This window comes from Flavobacterium flavipigmentatum, assembly GCF_020911905.1.
GTDB classification, from domain to species: domain Bacteria; phylum Bacteroidota; class Bacteroidia; order Flavobacteriales; family Flavobacteriaceae; genus Flavobacterium; species Flavobacterium flavipigmentatum.
Genome location: NZ_CP087133.1, coordinates 1,569,938 through 1,589,320, shown reverse-complemented (window position 1 = coordinate 1,589,320; position 19,383 = coordinate 1,569,938). Strand labels below are relative to the sequence as shown.

The 19,383-nt window shown below is 34.7% G+C and carries 13 protein-coding genes; 3 read left to right on the top strand and 10 right to left on the bottom strand.

Annotation, left to right across the window (positions count from 1 at the left end):
* Nucleotides 1-40: 40 nt before the first annotated feature.
* Nucleotides 41-211 carry a hypothetical protein gene (locus LNP22_RS07270; protein WP_229975962.1) on the bottom strand — a complete coding sequence of 57 codons (171 nt, stop codon included), beginning with the start codon at nt 209-211 and terminating at the stop codon, nt 41-43.
* Between the two features lie 740 nt (nt 212-951).
* On the opposite strand from LNP22_RS07270, the gene metK reads away from it, so the two are divergent.
* Entirely contained in the window at nt 952-2,202 is a 1,251-nt protein-coding gene (gene metK, locus LNP22_RS07265) for a methionine adenosyltransferase (RefSeq protein ID WP_229975961.1), read from the top strand.
* 169 nt (nt 2,203-2,371) lie between these two features.
* Here the strand turns inward: metK and LNP22_RS07260 are convergent, their stop codons facing one another.
* The 4 genes from LNP22_RS07260 to LNP22_RS07245 form a co-directional block, all read right to left on the bottom strand.
* Nucleotides 2,372-3,838: a M28 family metallopeptidase gene (locus LNP22_RS07260; protein WP_229975960.1), complete on the bottom strand. Its 1,467-nt coding sequence runs from the start codon at nt 3,836-3,838 to the stop codon at nt 2,372-2,374.
* 174 nt (nt 3,839-4,012) lie between these two features.
* A complete protein-coding gene (locus LNP22_RS07255) occupies nt 4,013-6,268 on the bottom strand; it encodes a hypothetical protein (protein WP_229975959.1) in 2,256 nt (751 codons plus the stop codon).
* A 90-nt stretch (nt 6,269-6,358) separates the two neighbouring features.
* Complete coding sequence (locus LNP22_RS07250; RefSeq protein ID WP_229975958.1) at nt 6,359-9,046, bottom strand: carboxypeptidase-like regulatory domain-containing protein; 2,688 nt, start codon at nt 9,044-9,046, stop codon at nt 6,359-6,361.
* Between the two features lie 31 nt (nt 9,047-9,077).
* Entirely contained in the window at nt 9,078-9,974 is an 897-nt protein-coding gene (locus tag LNP22_RS07245; protein WP_229975957.1) for a GLPGLI family protein, read from the bottom strand.
* 233 nt (nt 9,975-10,207) lie between these two features.
* On the opposite strand from LNP22_RS07245, the gene LNP22_RS07240 reads away from it, so the two are divergent.
* Nucleotides 10,208-11,011 carry a hypothetical protein gene (locus LNP22_RS07240; RefSeq protein ID WP_229975956.1) on the top strand — a complete coding sequence of 268 codons (804 nt, stop codon included), beginning with the start codon at nt 10,208-10,210 and terminating at the stop codon, nt 11,009-11,011.
* Nucleotides 11,011-11,625: a deoxynucleoside kinase gene (locus tag LNP22_RS07235; protein WP_210667053.1), complete on the top strand. Its 615-nt coding sequence runs from the start codon at nt 11,011-11,013 to the stop codon at nt 11,623-11,625. The genes LNP22_RS07240 and LNP22_RS07235 overlap by 1 nt, the downstream gene beginning before the upstream one ends.
* Before the next feature lie 78 nt (nt 11,626-11,703).
* Here the strand turns inward: LNP22_RS07235 and LNP22_RS07230 are convergent, their stop codons facing one another.
* The 5 genes from LNP22_RS07230 to LNP22_RS07210 form a co-directional block, all read right to left on the bottom strand.
* Entirely contained in the window at nt 11,704-14,256 is a 2,553-nt protein-coding gene (locus LNP22_RS07230) for a sodium-translocating pyrophosphatase (protein WP_229975955.1), read from the bottom strand.
* Nucleotides 14,257-14,367: 111 nt separating this feature from the next.
* On the bottom strand, nt 14,368-14,898 hold the full coding sequence (locus tag LNP22_RS07225) for an inorganic diphosphatase (protein ID WP_210667055.1): 531 nt from the start codon (nt 14,896-14,898) through the stop codon (nt 14,368-14,370).
* A 109-nt stretch (nt 14,899-15,007) separates the two neighbouring features.
* The gene (locus LNP22_RS07220) at nt 15,008-15,607 is read right to left on the bottom strand and encodes a DNA-3-methyladenine glycosylase family protein (RefSeq protein WP_229975954.1); all 600 of its coding nucleotides are present in this window, start codon (nt 15,605-15,607) and stop codon (nt 15,008-15,010) included.
* A 210-nt stretch (nt 15,608-15,817) separates the two neighbouring features.
* Nucleotides 15,818-18,319: a DUF5686 and carboxypeptidase-like regulatory domain-containing protein gene (locus tag LNP22_RS07215; protein ID WP_229975953.1), complete on the bottom strand. Its 2,502-nt coding sequence runs from the start codon at nt 18,317-18,319 to the stop codon at nt 15,818-15,820.
* A gap of 66 nt (nt 18,320-18,385) precedes the next feature.
* Nucleotides 18,386-19,363 (bottom strand): pyruvate dehydrogenase complex E1 component subunit beta, encoded by a 978-nt coding sequence (locus LNP22_RS07210; RefSeq protein ID WP_210667058.1) that lies wholly within the window; start codon nt 19,361-19,363, stop codon nt 18,386-18,388.
* Between the last annotated feature and the right edge of the window lie 20 nt (nt 19,364-19,383).

Sequence of the window (19,383 nt, the reverse complement as noted above, 5' to 3'; positions counted from 1 at the left end):
TGATAAGATTAATAATTTGATGCGTATTGATACATTTTTTTTAGACAAAAAACATTTCATTATCAGATAAATACATTTGCAAATGCAATGAATTCAGTTCATCCGAATACAGTACTCCTTTAAGTATATTTAGTTTTATAGTCTGACTTCTAACGGCACTGATTACTTTTTTTGATGTCAGTATTTTTATGATTCTAAAGAATGTTTTCATGATTTTTAATTTTAATTAATGGAAATTAAAAAGCCCTTTCGGATGGCTTACCAAAAGGGCTTATAGTTGAACTATAACAAAGATTACTCTTTCACTTTTGGCAATAGCAAATTGGGATGCACATCGACATCTTACAACACATCATCATTTTTTTTACTATAGAATTATTCATTTTCTTAATTTTTATTTTTGATCGTAAGTAATGGACTTCCATTAAAATTTTACTAACTCAAAACTTATATGATTTAAACTCTTTTTCAATTTAAATCAAAAAAAAACCTCCGCAATTGGCAGAGGTCTTATTGTTATTTTTAGATTTAAGTACTAAACAATAGCGAGCTCTGCGGTAGTTTCCGACATCATACAGCACATATTTTTAATAATCAAATTCATTTTCTAATTTGTTTTGTTTGGCAAATTTGAGAACTTTTTTTCACACCACCAAACAAAAAGCAAAATAATTTCTATTATCCTATCAAATTAGTATGATATGTTAAATTTATGTTTATAAAATTAAAAAAAGCAGAACTTTAATTTGCAAATCAAAATGGTTTTATACCTTTGCACTCGAATACAGAGGAAAAATTTGAACTGATTGCAACCTCTTCATAATGAAAGGTTTCATTATGAATGCTGAAAGATTTAGATTTCAGTAGTAAAAAATGCTAAAGCAGAAACTCTCCTTTAGCCTTACTACCCACCTGTATTCCCTCAAATTAATTTTAATTTAATAAATTATTATGGCTTATTTATTTACGTCAGAATCTGTTAGTGAAGGGCATCCAGACAAAGTTGCAGATCAAATTTCGGATGCATTAATTGACAACTTTTTGGCATTTGATGCTGACTCAAAAGTAGCTTGTGAAACTTTGGTTACCACTGGTCAAGTAATTTTGGCAGGAGAAGTAAAATCAAATACGTATCTTGATGTGCAGCAAATCGCTCGTGATGTAATTCGTAAAATCGGTTACACCAAAAGCGAATATATGTTTGAAGCAAATTCTTGTGGAATCTTGTCTGCAATTCACGAACAATCAGCAGATATTAATCAAGGTGTTGACAGAGCTAAGCCAGAAGAGCAAGGTGCGGGTGATCAAGGAATGATGTTTGGTTACGCTACTAATGAAACCGAAAATTTTATGCCGCTTGCGCTTGATTTATCACATAAATTATTGCAGGAACTGGCTATTTTAAGACGTGAAAACAAAGAGATTACCTATTTACGTCCTGATGCAAAATCACAAGTAACTTTAGAATATAGCGACGACAACAAACCAACTCGTATTGATGCGATTGTAATTTCGACTCAGCATGATGATTTTGATGAAGAAGCGACCATGTTGGCAAAAATTAAAAAGGATATCATCGAAATTTTGATTCCTAGAATCATTGCAAAAAATCCAACTCACGCTCATTTATTCAATGATAAAATCAACTACCACATCAACCCAACAGGAAAATTCGTTATCGGAGGACCTCACGGAGATACTGGTTTAACAGGAAGAAAAATTATTGTGGATACTTATGGAGGAAAAGGTGCTCACGGTGGTGGTGCTTTTTCAGGAAAAGATCCAAGTAAGGTAGATAGAAGTGCTGCGTATGCAACACGTCATATCGCTAAAAACTTAGTGGCTGCCGGTGTTGCTGAGGAAATCTTGGTGCAGGTTTCTTATGCTATTGGAGTTGCAGAACCAATGGGTATTTTTATTGATACTTACGGAACTTCTAAAGTAAATTTGACTAACGGTGAAATCGCTAAAAAAGTAGAAGCAATATTTGATATGCGTCCTTACTTTATCGAACAACGCTTGAAATTAAGAAACCCTATTTACAGCGAAACTGCTGCTTACGGACACATGGGACGCAAACCAGAAACCGTAACTAAAACTTTTTCTGCTCCTGGAGGAAACGAAAAAACAGTTATTGTAGAGTTGTTTACATGGGAAAAACTTGATTTTGTTGACCAAGTAAAAACTGCTTTTGGATTGTAAATTCATCTACAATATACCTAACAAAAAGGCTTTCTACACGTGTAGAAAGCCTTTTTTATTTTGATCAAAACAGCTGATTTAAAATTATTTCAATCTGTTTTTTTGTGTTTTCACGAAAGTAAAAATGCACACAAAACTGATTTTTTCTTACTTTAACATCTTGCAAGTTCTATCGCTCCAATTTTACGTTAGGCAATGTTTTAGGGCGATTGGCATCATTTGATAAAATCCAACCTGTGCGGTACATCCACTCAGTCATTTTGTGCAATTTTTTATAATCAATATTCTCAGACTCATCCATTGGAGTATGGTATTGACTATGCAAGACACTGGTAAAAAACACAGACGGAATGCCTTTACGCGCATAAGGCAAATGATCCGAACGAAAGTAAAAATACTCTGGATGCTCTGGTTTATCCCAAAGTTTGTCGAGATCAAATTTTGGCCCTTCATCGTTTGCTTTTTTAGCAATAGCCACCAAATCCGAAGAGTTTTCATGAGGAGAACTAGAACCTAACAAAGCCGCTTGATTGACATCATTTCTTCCAATCATATCACCATTTAAAACCGCTACAATAGAGGCCTCCGGCACTGTTGGATGAGCTGCATACCATCTTGAACCTAACAAACCTCGCTCTTCAGAACCGTGAAAAACAAATAATGCACTTCTTTTTCCTGGTTGTATTTTATAGGCCCTTGCAATAGCCAACATGGCAACGCAAGTACTGGCATTGTCATCAGCTCCATTATAAATAGAATCCTGACCGTATTTTTGTCTCACACCATCGTGATCCTGATGGCCACTAAAAAGCACATTTTCACTTTTCAATTTGGCATCTGTTCCGTCAATTCGCCCCACCACATTTACCGATGGATATTTATAAGTTTCTGTAAACACTTCTGTTGAAAGAAGTTCTTTTGTGTTTTTTAGAAATTCTAACTGATCTTTATGTAACCAAAAAACGGGCATTGTAACAGCCACTTTATCACGAAAACCTTCGATACCGTAAATACCTCTTGTCATTTGAGGCTCTACCTGAGACCAGCTTTGTTCTGCTAAATCATCTGTAATAAAGATTAATGCTGCCGCTCCTTTTTTTACCAAAAGGTCATAATATTTAGTTCTTACAAGTCCCGGATAACGTCTGTCAAAAAGCGAAATATCATCTGCTATACCCTCTTTAGATGCTAATAAAACAACTGCTTTTCCGCTAACATCTGTCTTTTCGATTTCTTCTTTTGTTGCGGCACCTAAATACAATAACGAAGCTTCAACTTTTGTATTGGTCGCTTCGGCAACCAAAACTTCGCTCCATAATTTATATTCTTTTTTACCAATTTTAAATTTTGTATTAGGCGAAACCTGATGTCTGTACAAATCAAAAAATTGGAAATAAGTTCCGTCATCACCTGCGGGAGCCATTCCTGCTTCTTTTGCTTTATTGGCTAACCACATCGAAACCTTTAATTCGTCTAATGTTCCCGCTTCGCGACCGTTAAAATGATCACCTGCCATTTGATACATATCGGTTTTAAGATCTTTTTCTGTAATGGCAGCAACCAGAGGCTTTTTGATTCCTTGCGCAGCAACAATACCTGCACTAAGCAGTAATCCTAAAATTATTTTATTTTTCATGTTTTGAAATTTAGTTCTTCAAACTTAACAATTAATACAGAAATACTTGCTTCAATTCTTCCTTTTTATACCGATTTAGAATTGAATTTCAATTAAAAAAAAAAAACACTATAAAAAAAGAAACCCGAAAAGTTGCTACACTTATCGGGTTTTGTATTTACTTTCTCAGATCTCTTAGTACGTTCCGTTTTGCATTTTATTTAAGACTTCTTTTAATTCTGCTGCTGTTTCTTCTTCGATTTTTGTCGAATATTTTACTGCTTGTTTTTGAGTTGCAATGGCTTTTTCTTTTTGACCCTCTTTGTAATACAACTGTGCCAGAGTGTCTAAATAGTACGCATTATTTTTACTGATAATCAAACTATATTCTGACCATGTAATCGCATTTTTAAGAAAGTCTACGTTTTCAGAATTTTTTACTACAGACCATGCAGCATCGTTACAGGCATTAGAACAATACTCTTTAAAAGCCTTCCAGCCACCATAATATCCTTCAGAACTTTCTTCTACACTATCGTACATTTTATCTAGTTGTTCTAATGCATTTGATTTCTCAGGCGACAAATAAGTATTAAAAAAAGAATCAAACTCTTTTAAATAACGAGCATCAATGTCACCCGATGGAGATGTCGATTTTAAATAATCAAAATAATATTTATACGAATCGTAGTTTCCTTTACCACTGGAAATGAGTTTTTTGTAAACTGAAATTACTTTTTCTTCACTGAAATTTCCTTTTGCGGCTCCGCCATCAATACTCAAATAATTACTCTGAGACAATGCATTAGGAATCTCAGAACTTATATTCCCGATTAAATGCACTTCATTTTCTGTAGCATTAAATGTTGCTCTTTCTGTCTCAATTGCGTCGGCATGTTTTATGACATAATCAATTGCAAGAAAATCTGTGTCATTTAGTGTTTTTTCTTCATTAAAAAACTGCTTTGTAAAACCTACGTTTTTAATTTCTCTTAAGATCGTTTCGACAAGATACATATTCGGTTTTGCATCTTTTTGATGGGAAACAATTAAACTATTCCATGTTTGATCAATTTGCTTTTTATCAAATTTTGGATAATCAATTTTAAATTCTTTAGGGTTTTGATCTGTATAATAAGGATCGTAATCGTAAGGCACGTCAAGTCCCGCTATTTTATTGAATGCCAAAATTAAGTTATCATCATTCGGTTTTTTACTCGAAATAAGCTTTTTAAAAGTATAAAAAGCTTGGGCTTTTTCCAGATTTTTGCACAAAGGATCATAATAATTCAGCTGGTAACTTTTGTCTATAAGTCCAGATTGGGCAGTTGCCAGCACAGTACCATCATTGTCTAGAACGACAATAGCAGGATCACCTTCTATTTTATTGTTTTTTAACCACTTATCATCACTTTTAGAAGTGAGATAAAAATTAAAACGATCAAATTCAGGTTTATAAGCATCATAAAAATAATAGCCCACTGTAATTTGCTGGTCCTTTATAAAAGCATCAAAATCTGCTTTTGCCGAAGGATTTTTACTATCCTTATAAACTATCAAAAATTTATTAGGTGCCTTTTGAGTCGTTGCAATTGCATCTTTTAAGTTATTTTCTACTTTAAATTTAAAGTCAACTTTTGGCAATTCAGAATCAGCCATTGGCGGATCTACCTTCCAATCTCCATCTGCTGCTGTAGTATCTACGGGTTCTCCTATCACAATATCCTCGGTCAATAAAGGCTCTTTGCCCGGATATGTAAAATAGGGAATAATCAAAGACTCTACTGGTGTGATTTTCGAATTAGAACCAGCAACAATGGCATTTTTTTCAGATTGAAAAACTAGAGGATTCTTGCCTAATTTATCTCCAAGTATTAATTCATTTGTTTTTGGATCAAAATAACCGCTAATATTTAGATCGCCCATAACATCCGGCGAATATTTTACCACAACCTGATTGATCTCTTTTGGCAATGCATATTTACAAACGCTACTTTTGCCATCATAACCCTCGTAAACTAAATACATAAAATCGGGTTGATCGATTTCAACCTCAACATCTGTTTGGCTTGGATTAGAATCATAATCAATTTTAATCTTTTGATATACTACATCCTGAGCGCCACTTTGGGTTCCTAAGTAAAAAGAATTATAAGCATCTAAAAACTTAACTTTTACCTTTTTTGATTTTATGTTTTTCTCTTTTGAATATTCCAAATCAAAAACATCTGCCAGTTTATCTGGTTTTTTAAACAATAATGAATCACCCTTTACTTCGTAGTCTCCTGAATAAAACACCAACTCGTACTTGTCATTATCAAGCAAATTCAGTTTAATTTTTTGTCCTTTATTCGTAGAAAGGTAGGTTCCTTTTTCTATAGATTTTGTTTGGGAATAAGAAGTAAAAGCGACACATACAAAGGCACATAAACTCCACATTACATTTTTCATGGTGATAGGATTGGCGGTTAATTATGAAACAAAGATATTTTATTCTTGCTAGAAACCAACACAAAAAGTAATGCTTTCGCACATAAAATCTTATAAATTATATTTCATAGAAAAGATAATATAACGAGGCTGAACCGTGTATTGCGAAACTCTTGTTGAAAACTGCGAGAAGCTGTCATCATTAAGATACGTCGTGTTTAATAAATTGGTAGCCGACACTTTGTACTCCCATTTACTGTCTTTCTTTTGATATATCAAGCTAGCACTCAAAAAATCGTACTCATTGTCAACCGATTTGTCAGTCCTGTAATAATGATAAAATTCGTATTCAGAAACAAAAGAAAAACTATCCAAAAAATAATAATCCAAACGCACAAAGGGTTTGTCTGTATAATAAGTTGAACCGCTATATTTATTGATTAAAGCATTATATCCCAACTCAATATTAGACATGTTTTTGAAATTTGTTGACGCTTTTAATGTATAATTCTGGCTAAAACTTTCGGTCGTAGCGAGCTCGTCATTCTGAATATTATTAAATTTAGACCAATTGAAATTAGCGCTAAAAGAAGCTTTATAATTTTTTAAAAAAGAGCGCCCATAACTTCCCACCCCTGTGAAAGTTTCATCTGCCAAATTTGAATTATAGGGCTCTGAGGACTGATTAATACCATTAAATTTAGCTATCGTTTTGATGGCATCTACTTTTTTTGTGTAAGTAGCAAAAGCAAAAATATTCTCAAAATTAAACATATTGTACTTAAAATAACGCAACGAATGTACTTGCGAAGTTGCATTTTCTAAGAAACGATTCCCTCTGAATAAGCTACTGTAATCAGACAACACATATCCCCCAGCCAACTGATTGACATCTGTAAAATCGTTGGATAGCGAGAAATTATACGTCAAAGTTTCGGCTTTTTTTATTTGATATAACGCAAAAAAGTCCGGTAAAATCTTTGTAAAATTTTGCGAATAATCTGTACCCAACTGAGTGTTGGTCATGGCATAAGAATGCACACTAAAACCAGGCGTTAAAGTAAATTTTCCAGAAAGTATTTTATAATGAAAGCCTAAAAAAGCATCATCAAATCGATAATTTACCTGATTATTATTTTCTGAATCATTTAAATCGTTTTGATCCCCATTATCCAAAATTTGAAAAATATGCGAATTAAAATTTTGATACGAATAGGTATTTCCTACCGTAATATTGATATTGCTTTTTGGCGTAACCATGTAGTAATAATCTAATTTTGCATCGAGTTTATTCGTCTTTACAAAGCGATCCTGATTCAAATCATTTCGGTTTTGTCCCGGAATATAACCTGACAAAAGAAAAGGTTGCGACTGCAAATTGGCATTGTAAAAAGGATTTTCGTCCTGATACAAATGCTGCATTTCAAAAGCAAAAATATTTTTATCACTTTGCGTATAATACAAACTCAAATTCTGATTTATCGAGGTCGGATCTTGCTTCTTTTTGGTAAAAATATTCTCTGCAGAAGTCAAGTTTCCCACTACCGATTCTCGCAACAAACTCGTCTCTTCGTCTTGCTTTGTCAGTTTAGTCAAAACGTCGTAGTCAAATTGAAGTTTGGCATTTGGCTTGTAACTAGAACTTAATTTAAAAAGTCCCAAGTTGTTTTTTTGATGTGCTAATTCGTCTCTTTTTTGCTGATTACCAGAATCTAAAATCGTAGTTTGAGATTTGGTTTCCAGATCTGTTTTGGAGTATGAAAGAATTCCAAAACCACTAAGATTCCAGTTTTTTGTTACCGAATAGGCAAAATTCGTAGCGCCAAATTTGGTTTCAATTTCCTTGGCGCGATTGTTTCTTAAAAGTGAAATACCAATATCATTAGAAGAAATATTAAAGTTACTTCCGCCTTTTTTCATCAAATTTTTAAAACCACCCGTAAACTTAAAATAGTCCTGAGCTGTAAGTGGCAATTCCCCAATATTATTAAAATTAGTAATCAGGTTAATACTGTATTTTGGGCTGTAATAAAACAATTTTGGATTGATAATATACCGACTATCAAGTTCTCCAACACCTGTTCCTGCGGTCATATCACCAAACCAAAAATTCTTTTTCCCCTCTTTTAGTTTGATATTCATCGCCACATTCTCTTGGTCATTTTCCAGACCTTTCAATGCTCCTACTTCATTATAATTTCTTAAAACTTGTATTTTATCAATTGCATCGGCAGGAATATTTTTGACTCCTAGTTTGGTATCACCATCAAAAAAGTCTTTCCCTTCTACCATCAATTTGCTTACTTTTTTACCCTCAACTTCTATTTCTCCATCAGCGTTTACCTCAACTCCCGGTAATTTTTTCAGAACATCTTCCAACTTCCTTTCGGTTCCAGATTTAAAAGAATCTGCATTGTACACAATCGTGTCTCCTTTGATTGAAACTGGCATTTCGCGCACAATTTCTACACCTTCGAGCTCGATTCCGGCATCATCCATTACGATTGTTTGCGACAGATTTACCGCCTGAGTGGTAATCGCAAGTTCTTTCGACTTCATTCCCAGGTAACTAATCTTAATAGAATAGGCAGTATTAGGCTTTAGTATCAACTGGAATTTACCTTTATCATTGGTGATGCCGTAAGAATCCATTGCTTTTGTCGCATTGTTTACGGCCATAATATTGGCCATTTCTAAGGGATTTTTTTGCTCGTCCTGAATAAATCCGTCAAAACGAATACTTTGAGAAAACGAAAAAGAGTTAATTAAAAAAACTAGGAATAAAAATGTATTTTTCATTAAAAAAATCTAAAATTGAAGTGCTAAAAAGTTATTGTCTAATCATTGGTGGCCCACCATTTGCACCACGTCCGCGATTCATTTCTCTAAACTCTTCCATTTTTTTAATAACGGTTTCGTCATATTCTTTCTGTGTCACTTCTTTTCCTTTTGCAGGTGCTTTTATCACGACTTTATCTTTGGCATTCAAGACAATTTTAGAACATAAAATAACGGTTTTTCCGTCGTTTATTTCCAAAATCAAACCTGGCAATCCCCAATAGTTTTCTGGCCCTTGATTAATTGGAATTTCAGGCGAGTACCAAGCCGTGATTACAATTTCTTTTGGAATCTCAAAACTATCTTCAAAATTGGTTGTCTTTTCAGTAGTTGTTTTTTTGGCATCGTCCTTTTTATTGTCCTGATTTTTTGGCCTGAAATTTCTAAAATCAGTTTTACTTGCTTCTCGAACTGCCGTAGCCTTGTAGCAATTATAACCACCAATTTGCTTGGTTTCTGACTCTAATTTCCAGTTGAATTTCGGTAACGAATCAATAACCAAAAACTCTTTGCCCATAAATTCCTTATCGACTGTATATTTTTTGGTTTTTACATCTTTATAAAAAGTGCCTCCACCGCCCATAAATGAGTTCATCATAATGCGCATTCCTCCATTTTGCTGCCCTGGAGCATCTAATTTTTCCTCTTCTTTGTATGTAGAAGTAGATTTATCAAAATTTAAAACAAATGTTTTTTCCAACATTGTCTTCATTCGCTCTTCCATGGTTTTTTGCATTTCCGGCGTAATATCACGATTGCCCGCTCGCAAACCATCCATTTTTGGAGCCTGAGTTTTTGACTCGTAAACGGCCATTCCCTGAAAGTCTTTTTGAGCTTGTACTTTTACAAAAACCAGCATCAAAAGCATATAAAATAGTGTCTTTTTCATTTTTATAATTTTGTTTTTTTTGAAATCGGATAAAACCTACACTCAAATGTATTATTAATTTCACAACATTAAAAATTAAATAGATGAATCTGGTCAAACTATAGACCAAAATAAGTCTTTTGCAACTATTTATCAATAAAATGAATTTTCTCAACTAAAAAATAATTTAAGCCATTACTAATCCTGTTTTTTTGTAATTTGGCTCTTTATCAATCTCAAATTTCATAAATCGGATGCTATCTAAAACCTTCATTTTCCTTTTTTTTAGTAGTTTTTCATTTTCAATAGTTGTTGCTCAAAACCTAACTCCTACTTCTTTTTCGCAACTCGCATTTAATGGCGAAGAATTTCTTGGTTATGATTCTTTTGGCTATTATTATCAGATAAAAAATAATGTTTTTAGCAAAATAAAAGAAACCGAAATTTTTGAATACAAAAATGTTTCTTTAGGAAAAATCACAAAAGTCGATTTGCAAAATCCCTTAAAAATAGTTTTATTTTATGAAGATTTTAATACCGTTATTTTACTTGATAATCAACTGAATGAGACTTCTCGAATTAATTTTTCTCAAAATACAGAACCCATTGTCGCAACAGCGGTTGGGATGTCCTCACAAAATCAACTGTGGGTTTATAATTCTCTAAACCAGCAAATTGGTCTGTTTGATTATTTGAAAAACGAATACAAAACGGTTTCTACACCATTTGCAGAAAACATTAAATATTATCAGACCGATTTTAATACTTTTTACTGGATTGATGAAAAAAATAATTGGTTCTCCTGTACTATTTTCGGAAAAACCACAACATTAGGAAAGATTCCCCGTTTTGATGAAGTTGCTCTTTTAAACTCAAATCAATTTCTGTTTAGCAAGGCTAATTTATTGTATTTGAAAGATAATAGAGACGTAAATTCGGAAGCGGTTTCAGAAATTAAAATTTCAGAAAAAACGTTTACAAAATTCCGTTACAAAGACCAAATTTTATCTATTTTTACACCCAAAGAAATTACAAATTATAAAATCGTAATACCGTAATGCACATAGCAATAGCAGGAAATATAGGCGCAGGAAAGACCACTTTGACCAAATTATTAGCTAAACATTTTAAATGGGAACCCCATTATGAAGATGTGGTGGATAATCCGTATTTAGATGATTTTTACCACCAAATGGAACGTTGGTCGTTTAATTTACAAATTTATTTCCTTAATAGTCGTTTCCGTCAGGTGTTACAAATTCGCGAAAGCGGAAAAAAAATTGTTCAAGACAGAACGATCTACGAAGATGCGCATATTTTTGCTCCCAACTTATACTCAATGGGATTGATGACGAGCCGTGATTTTGAGAACTACACTTCGCTTTTTGAATTGATGGAATCGCTGGTAAAAGCTCCAGATTTATTGATTTATTTGAGGAGTTCTATCCCTAATCTCGTGGGACAAATTCACAAACGCGGACGCGAATACGAGAACTCTATTTCTATAGAATATTTGAGTCGCCTGAATGAGCGATACGAAGCTTGGGTACAGACTTACACTAAAGGAAAATTACTAATAATTGATGTAGACAATATTAATTTTGTTGATAATCCTGAAGATTTAGGAAATATCATTAATAGAATTGATGCCGAACTAAACGGATTGTTTTAACATTAACAGATAAGAAATAAAAATGTCTCTAACATACCTAGAGACATTTTTTATTTATCTAAATTATAGATCACTGCACTATTTTGCAGCTTCTATTTTTGCTTTTACTTCTTCTTCTGTGCCTTCAAAAACCTCAGTCGTTGTCTTTCCGTTGGCTGTTTTTGTTACCGTTCCCACAGTTACACCATTTGTAGTAGACAAACTAACTTTTACTGTATTTTTATTGTATTTACTAGTGTCAAAACAATCTGTTTTTTGATGGATGTATTTTCCGTTAGCATCATAATTGGCTATACATTTTGCCGTTTCTTCTGGTGTGCAACCTTTTTCTTTGCACATTAGAACACATTCTTCTTTGGTCATAGTAGACAAATCTCCACATTTAGAACCAATACTAGCATGCATTTCCATTTTGGCACAACAGGCACTTTTTTGAGTCATTGCTGTAGCCGAATGCCCTTCTCCTAAAATAGGCGCAATTACCAAACCTATCAAACAGGTAAGTTTAATCAAAATATTCATTGATGGCCCAGAAGTATCCTTGAAAGGATCTCCAACAGTATCACCAGTTACAGCAGCTTTGTGTGCATCAGAACCTTTGTAAGTCATTTGTCCGTTGATCATTACTCCTGCTTCAAATGATTTTTTGGCATTGTCCCAAGCGCCTCCCGCATTGTTTTGGAAAACTGCCCACAATACTCCGGAAACAGTAACTCCAGCCATATAACCACCCAACATTTCGGCTATTAATTGATTGTTATCAGAATACACTAATTTTCCTAAAAGCACAATAGCAATAGGGAAACCAATGGTCAAAATTCCGGGTAACATCATTTCGCGTAAAGCGGCTTTAGTAGAAATTTCGACACATTTTCCGTATTCAGGTTTTCCTGTCCCTTCCATAATTCCTGGAATTTCCTTAAACTGACGACGTACTTCATATACCATATCCATAGCTGCTTTCCCAACAGAATTCATCGCTAAAGCTGAAAAAACTACCGGAATCATTCCGCCCACGAATAACATTGCTAGAACTGGGGCTTTAAAAATATTGATTCCGTCAATTCCTGTAAAAGTAACATAAGCTGCAAACAAAGCCAATGACGTTAATGCTGCAGATGCGATAGCAAAGCCTTTTCCGGTTGCTGCAGTTGTATTTCCTACAGAATCCAGAATATCGGTTCTGGTGCGCACTTCTTTTGGCAATTCGCTCATTTCGGCAATACCTCCTGCGTTGTCAGAGATGGGTCCAAAAGCATCAATTGCCAATTGCATGGCTGTAGTTGCCATCATAGCTGATGCTGCTAAAGCAACACCATAAAATCCAGCCAAAGCATACGAGATCCAGATGGCAGCGGCAAACAATAAAACTGTTGGAAAAGTCGAAATCATTCCTGTTGCCAAACCAGCAATAACGTTTGTTCCTGCTCCTGTTGAAGATTTTTGCACAATTGCCATAACGGGTTTTGTGCCCAAACCTGTATAATATTCGGTTACGGATGAAATAGCTCCTCCCACAACCAGACCCACTAAAGTCGCATAAAAAACACGCATTGATGAGATATCTTTAGCACCTTCTCCAAAAAAGCTCATTTGCATGATTTCTGGCAACATATATTGTACGAGAAAAAAACATGCAACTGCAGTTAAAACAATAGATACCCAGTTTCCTATATTCAATGCTTTTTGCACTTGTGCTTCTTTGGCATTATCATCTGATATCTTTACTAACATAGTCCCGATAATCGAAAATATAATTCCGAAACCAGCAATTGCCATCGGTAATAAAATAGGCCCTATTCCGCCAAAAGCATCCTGAATATTTCCTCCCATATCTTTGATAACGTAATTCCCGAGGACCATCGCCGCTAAAACAGTTGCTACATACGAACCAAACAAATCGGCGCCCATACCAGCCACATCACCCACATTATCACCAACGTTATCAGCAATTGTAGCGGGATTACGAGGATCGTCTTCGGGGATCCCGGCTTCTACCTTGCCTACTAAATCGGCACCAACATCGGCCGCTTTTGTGTAAATTCCGCCACCTACTCTGGCAAACAAAGCGATAGACTCAGCACCAAGCGAAAATCCTGCTAAGGTTTCCAGTACAATAGTCATCGTTTCTGTATCTTTCCAGACACCACCGGAGAGGAGCTGAAAGAAAATGATAAAAAATCCTGTCAAACCCAAAACAGCTAAACCTGCAACACCAAGCCCCATTACGGTTCCTCCGCCAAAAGATACTTTTAATGCTTGTGGCAAACTTGTACGGGCGGCCTGAGTAGTTCTAACGTTTGTTTTGGTCGCAATTTTCATACCGATATTCCCTGCATAAGCCGAAAATAATGCCCCAAAAATGAAGGCAACAACTATTAATAAATGTGTTTTGACACCCGGAATAAAAGTGATTCCCGCCAAAGCTATACTGGCAATAATTACAAAAATCGTCAATAATTTGTATTCAGCCTTTAAAAATGCGAGTGCGCCTTCATAAATGTAATCTGAAATCTCTTTCATCTTACCGTCTCCTGCGTCTTGTTTCAACACCCAACTCCTTTTTATTCCCATGAAAAGTAACCCAATAATTGCCATGACAATTGGCAAATAAATCATAAATGCATTCATAATGTTTTAATGGTTTTGGTTAATAGTCAATAAACTAACTAAACGAATTTAAACAAAAAAGCAATACTCCTAACGGAATATTGCTTTTTTTATAAATTAGTAGGGCAAAAATTATTTAATACTAAATAATCCTGCCGGTTTGTTTTCTATATCATCAAAACGCTTTGTGCATTCTGCAATAATTGCAAAAGCTTCGTTTACGTCTCCCCAACCTTCTACATCTACTTTTTTGTTCTCAAGATCTTTGTAAACCTGGAAGAAATGTTCGATTTCTTTCAATAAGTGTCCGTTAATATCTGAAAGATCGTTTAATGAATTCCAGATTGGATCTGAAACTGGTACACAAATAATTTTTTCGTCTGGTCCTTTATCATCTGCCATGTGAAAAACACCAATTGGTTTTACTTCCATAACACATCCAGGGAAAGTTGGCTCGTTTACCAAAACCAATACATCCAGAGGATCACCATCAAGAGCCAAAGTTTCTGGAATAAATCCGTAATCTGCTGGGTACATCATTGACGAGAACAACATTCTATCAAAACGCATTCTTTTAATCTCAAAATCGTACTCGTATTTATTTCTACTTCCTCTTGGTATTTCGATCAACACATCGAAAGTCTTTAGTTTGTCTGCAGTCATTTTCTTTTTTTATTATATCTATAATTTCGATTGCAAAAGTAACTAAAGAATCCTTTTTTACAATAAAAAACCACATTAATCTGTGCACTTTTCTTTTAAAAACAGCTACTTAATACGTTATTTTTCGATTTCGTTTGCTAAGGTAATAATGCCAAAGCAAATAGGTTGCATAAGAGCGGTGCGGACTCCATTGCTGCGCATGAATTTCCATCTCTTTTTTGTCGTGAATATCCAGCAATTCTTTGATCGTATTGACGACCGCAATATCGCCAAGCGGAATCAAATCGGGCTCCTGAAGACAAAACATTAAGTAAATGTCGATCGTCCAATTTCCGATTCCTTTGAGCTGTATGAGCTCTTTGCGAACTTCTTCTGCCGATTTTACAGCCAAACTTTCTATATCGAGTTTTTTGCTTAAAATCGCTTCCGCTAAAATTTTGATGTATTGTGTTTTCTGCCGGCTGACTCCCAAAATTCTAAATTCTTCATCGGGTAAAATGGATAAAGTTTCCGGATTGCAAACGGTATGTGATTTGATTTTTAGAAAAGTAGCTTTCGCCGAATCTACAGAGACTTGCTGCTCTAATATTAGCAGTACCAAAGTTTCAAAACCTTGTGGGCGTTTGGGAATTTGAGGTAATCCATATTTTTTGATTATCTCTAGAAATATCGGATTTTTGGATGTTAGATAATCGATTGCTTCTTGCATACCTGAGAGTTTTTTAGCCCCGATAGCAGTGGAAATCCTTTTTCGTCCTTCCCGATAGCTATCGGGAAGGACGAAAAAGATTGGAACGGATAGCGGGATTAGCTTCTAAAATTAATTAAAAATCTCGCAAAGAAGCAGAAGATTTACAACTTGGCATCTTTGCGAGATTTAAATAGGCTTTTATTTCGCTTAACCTGACATATTAATTTATTAGAAATAGAATCCGAAAGATCCTTTTATCGCAAATTTATTAGCCTCAGGCGTATTTAGGTAACTACCTCTCCAAGAAAAATCGATTCTGAATACTTTGAAGATATTTCCTATTCCTACATTGTACTCCCAGTACACATTTTCGGGAGCAACATACGGCTGCGTCGATGCGTTGATGGCACGATTTTCATCAGAGATAGTTCCGTAAACTCCTCTTACTCCCACATATTCTCGCCAATTCAATTTTCGCATGAGCGGAATTCTGGAAAATAATCTACCTCCAAAATCGTGATTCCATTGAAAAGTGGTATATTGATCTGTGATAAATTCGTAGAAATTTAGATTACTAAAAGTATTTTCTATCGTAAAATAGGTTTGGTTACCCGGAATCACACTCATCAGACCTAACGGAATTGTTCCGAAAGTTTTTCCTGTTTCAATAATAACATTAGATCTTCCTAAAGGCCCTATAATAATTGGTTGTTTGTAGAACAATTGAACTTTTTCATAGGCAAAATCACTGTCTAAAACACCTTTTAAACCATAACTAAAATTAACAAAAAAGCGACTGTACGGGCTGTCAACATCGGTTCTTTCTACTCCGTAGCCAATTGTTTTGCGTTTTGGTGTGTATTCAAATTGAATATTTGCTTCTGATTGTTTTACATCGCTTTTGACTACTCCCGAAGGATTTTGAGCCGTTGGCAAAGTCGTATAATAATCTAAACTAAATACACTTGAAGCCGATTCTAATGTCCTGTAAGAGAGTCCTACCAGCACATTAAAGTTTTTCATAGGCTCCATTTCTATGGCCACATTGGTCAAATTAATATTGGTTAATTTTCCGTTGCTTCCAGTTGTAAATAATGCAGAAGAAGCAAAACTTCTGCCCAAAACATCATTGGTGGTTGTTAAACTTGCTCCAATTTGCTCGATATCACGCCTATTTCCTCCAGAAATGATGAGTCGGTTTTTCTTGTCGACCATCCATTTTCCTGAAATTCCGTACTTAAATTTATTATCATCAAATCCGTAGGCCGTATATCCTTGCAAACGCCAAGGGTCGTTTCGTCCAAAATAGGTTCTTCCTCCTAATCGCAATCGTAGTCCTTCGACTTCGTTGTAACCAAAAGTTGAAAATATTGGCCCAAAATCAAATTTATTAAACTCAACATATCCGCTTCCTAAAATAGAGGCCACGCTGTACAATTGCTTAAAACGCTTGACATTTTGCAGCGTATCGAGCATTTTATAAATACCTTTTTCGTCTTTATTTAGGTTTTCAAAACGGTTTTCCTCCCAAAATTCATCGGTTTTGGCATAAACTTCGTTGTCTATATAATTGACTTCCTGTTTATAAAAACTTTCTGGCTTTTGAATATTAAACTTATGATCCTTAAATAAAGTGGTTCGTTTTCCATACACTCCTTTTGATTTTTCTTTTTTATTTAAAGCAAAATCAGACATCATGTAATCACGGGTTAGCAGAAAAACAGAATCATTGGTCACCTCAAATTCCTGCTCGATATAGATATCTTTTACCCAGTTGATATTGGCACTTTTAGTAACGCCCATATTTATTTTTTTGATCGCAAAAGTGGTGTCATTTACCCAAAAATCTCCTTTAAAAGTCAATTCGTTTTTGCGTCTCGGATAAAATACAATATTATAACACCATTTTTTATCGATATAAGCACTGTCTTTCAGTACATAATTGTATACATCAATCCCGGTTCTTGAAAGCGGACTGGTAAAGCTTTTATCAAAAAACTTTAGGTGATTGTCATAAATATTATAATCAGAATATAAATCTTTTACAAAAGCCAAAACCTGCTGATTGCCATTAAACCCTGACGTTTTATTGGCCTGCATGTTCTCTTTTGTCTTTTTTAATTTATTATCACCGTAAACATCGTACAGTGATTCACTTATAAATATTGGTAAATAAGTTTTTCCTGTTACATCTGAAGTATCAACATGATTAAATATAAACTCCATTCCTTTAAAGAGTTTACTTTTCATAAAAGCACTGTCAATCGTATTCATATCAAACTCGACTTTCTCGTACTTTTTCATCTGATATTGATTGAAAATATACAAGCCATTTTTACGTTTTCTTTCCCAAATTTTTCTCAAAATATCCAATGCAGGATTATTTTTTTTGGATGTTTTCCCGGTAAAAATCACGACTTCATTTAGCGCTTCAGGTTCGCTTAAAACAATTTTAAATTCATAATTTACTGCTTTTTCCAAACTAACTTCTTTATCTGAAAATCCAGCAGAACTTACTAATAAGGCCGTATAATTATTAGGAGATTCGAGGTAAAAACGTCCATCCTCATTAGAAACTATTCCTGTATTCGAGCCTTTAAAAACCACATTTGCAAAAGGAATTGGCTGGTTTGATTTGTCCAGAACAACGCCACTCACTTTAGTTTGTGCAATAATACTATTTGCAAATGCAAATACAAAAAATAGACTTACTACAATTATTTTTTTCATGATCTCCAAAAAAAAACTTCATCAATTAATATGACTGATGAAGTTTTATGAGTATTGTTTAATTTACTATTTGTACATTACTTTCTTTACTGCTTTTACCACATCGGCTGCATTTGGCAACCAATCCTTTAGCAAAACAGGAGAGTAAGGCGCTGGTGTATCGGCAGTTGTAATACGTTGAATTGGCGCATCAAGAAAGTCAAAAGCCTGTTCTTGAACGATATATGTGATTTCTGAAGAAATACTTGCAAATGGCCACGCTTCTTCTAAAATTACCAAACGATTTGTTTTTTTAACCGATTTTAGGATGGCTTCGTTATCCATAGGACGAACGGTTCTTAAATCGATAATTTCGCATGAAATTCCTTCTTTGGCCAATTCATCTGCTGCAATAAAAGCTTCTTTGATGATTTTACCAAATGATACGATTGTAACATCTGTTCCTTCACGTTTTACATCTGCAACTCCAAGTGGAATTGTATATTCTCCGTCTGGAACTTCACCTTTATCACCGTACATTTGCTCAGATTCCATAAAAATTACAGGATCATTATCACGAATAGCTGCTTTTAAAAGCCCTTTTGCATCATAAGGTGTAGAAGGAACTACTACTTTAAGACCCGGTGTGTTGGCAAACCAGTTTTCTAAAGCTTGTGAGTGCGTTGCTCCTAATTGCCCTGCAGAAGCAGTTGGTCCACGAAAAACGATCGGTACATTAAACTGTCCTCCCGTCATTTGACGCATTTTAGCAGCATTATTTATAATTTGATCAATACCAACTAAACAGAAGTTGAATGTCATGTATTCTACAATAGGACGACAGCCGTTCATCGCTGATCCTACTGCAATTCCTGTAAAACCAAGCTCAGCAATTGGAGTATCGATTACTCTTTTTTCGCCAAATTCAGCAAGCATTCCTTTTGAAGCCTTGTAAGCTCCGTTGTATTCTGCAACTTCTTCGCCCATTAAATATATGGATTCATCGTGACGCATTTCTTCGCTCATCGCTTCGCAAATGGCCTCTCTAAATTGTATTGTTCTCATATTTATATTGTATGTTGAAT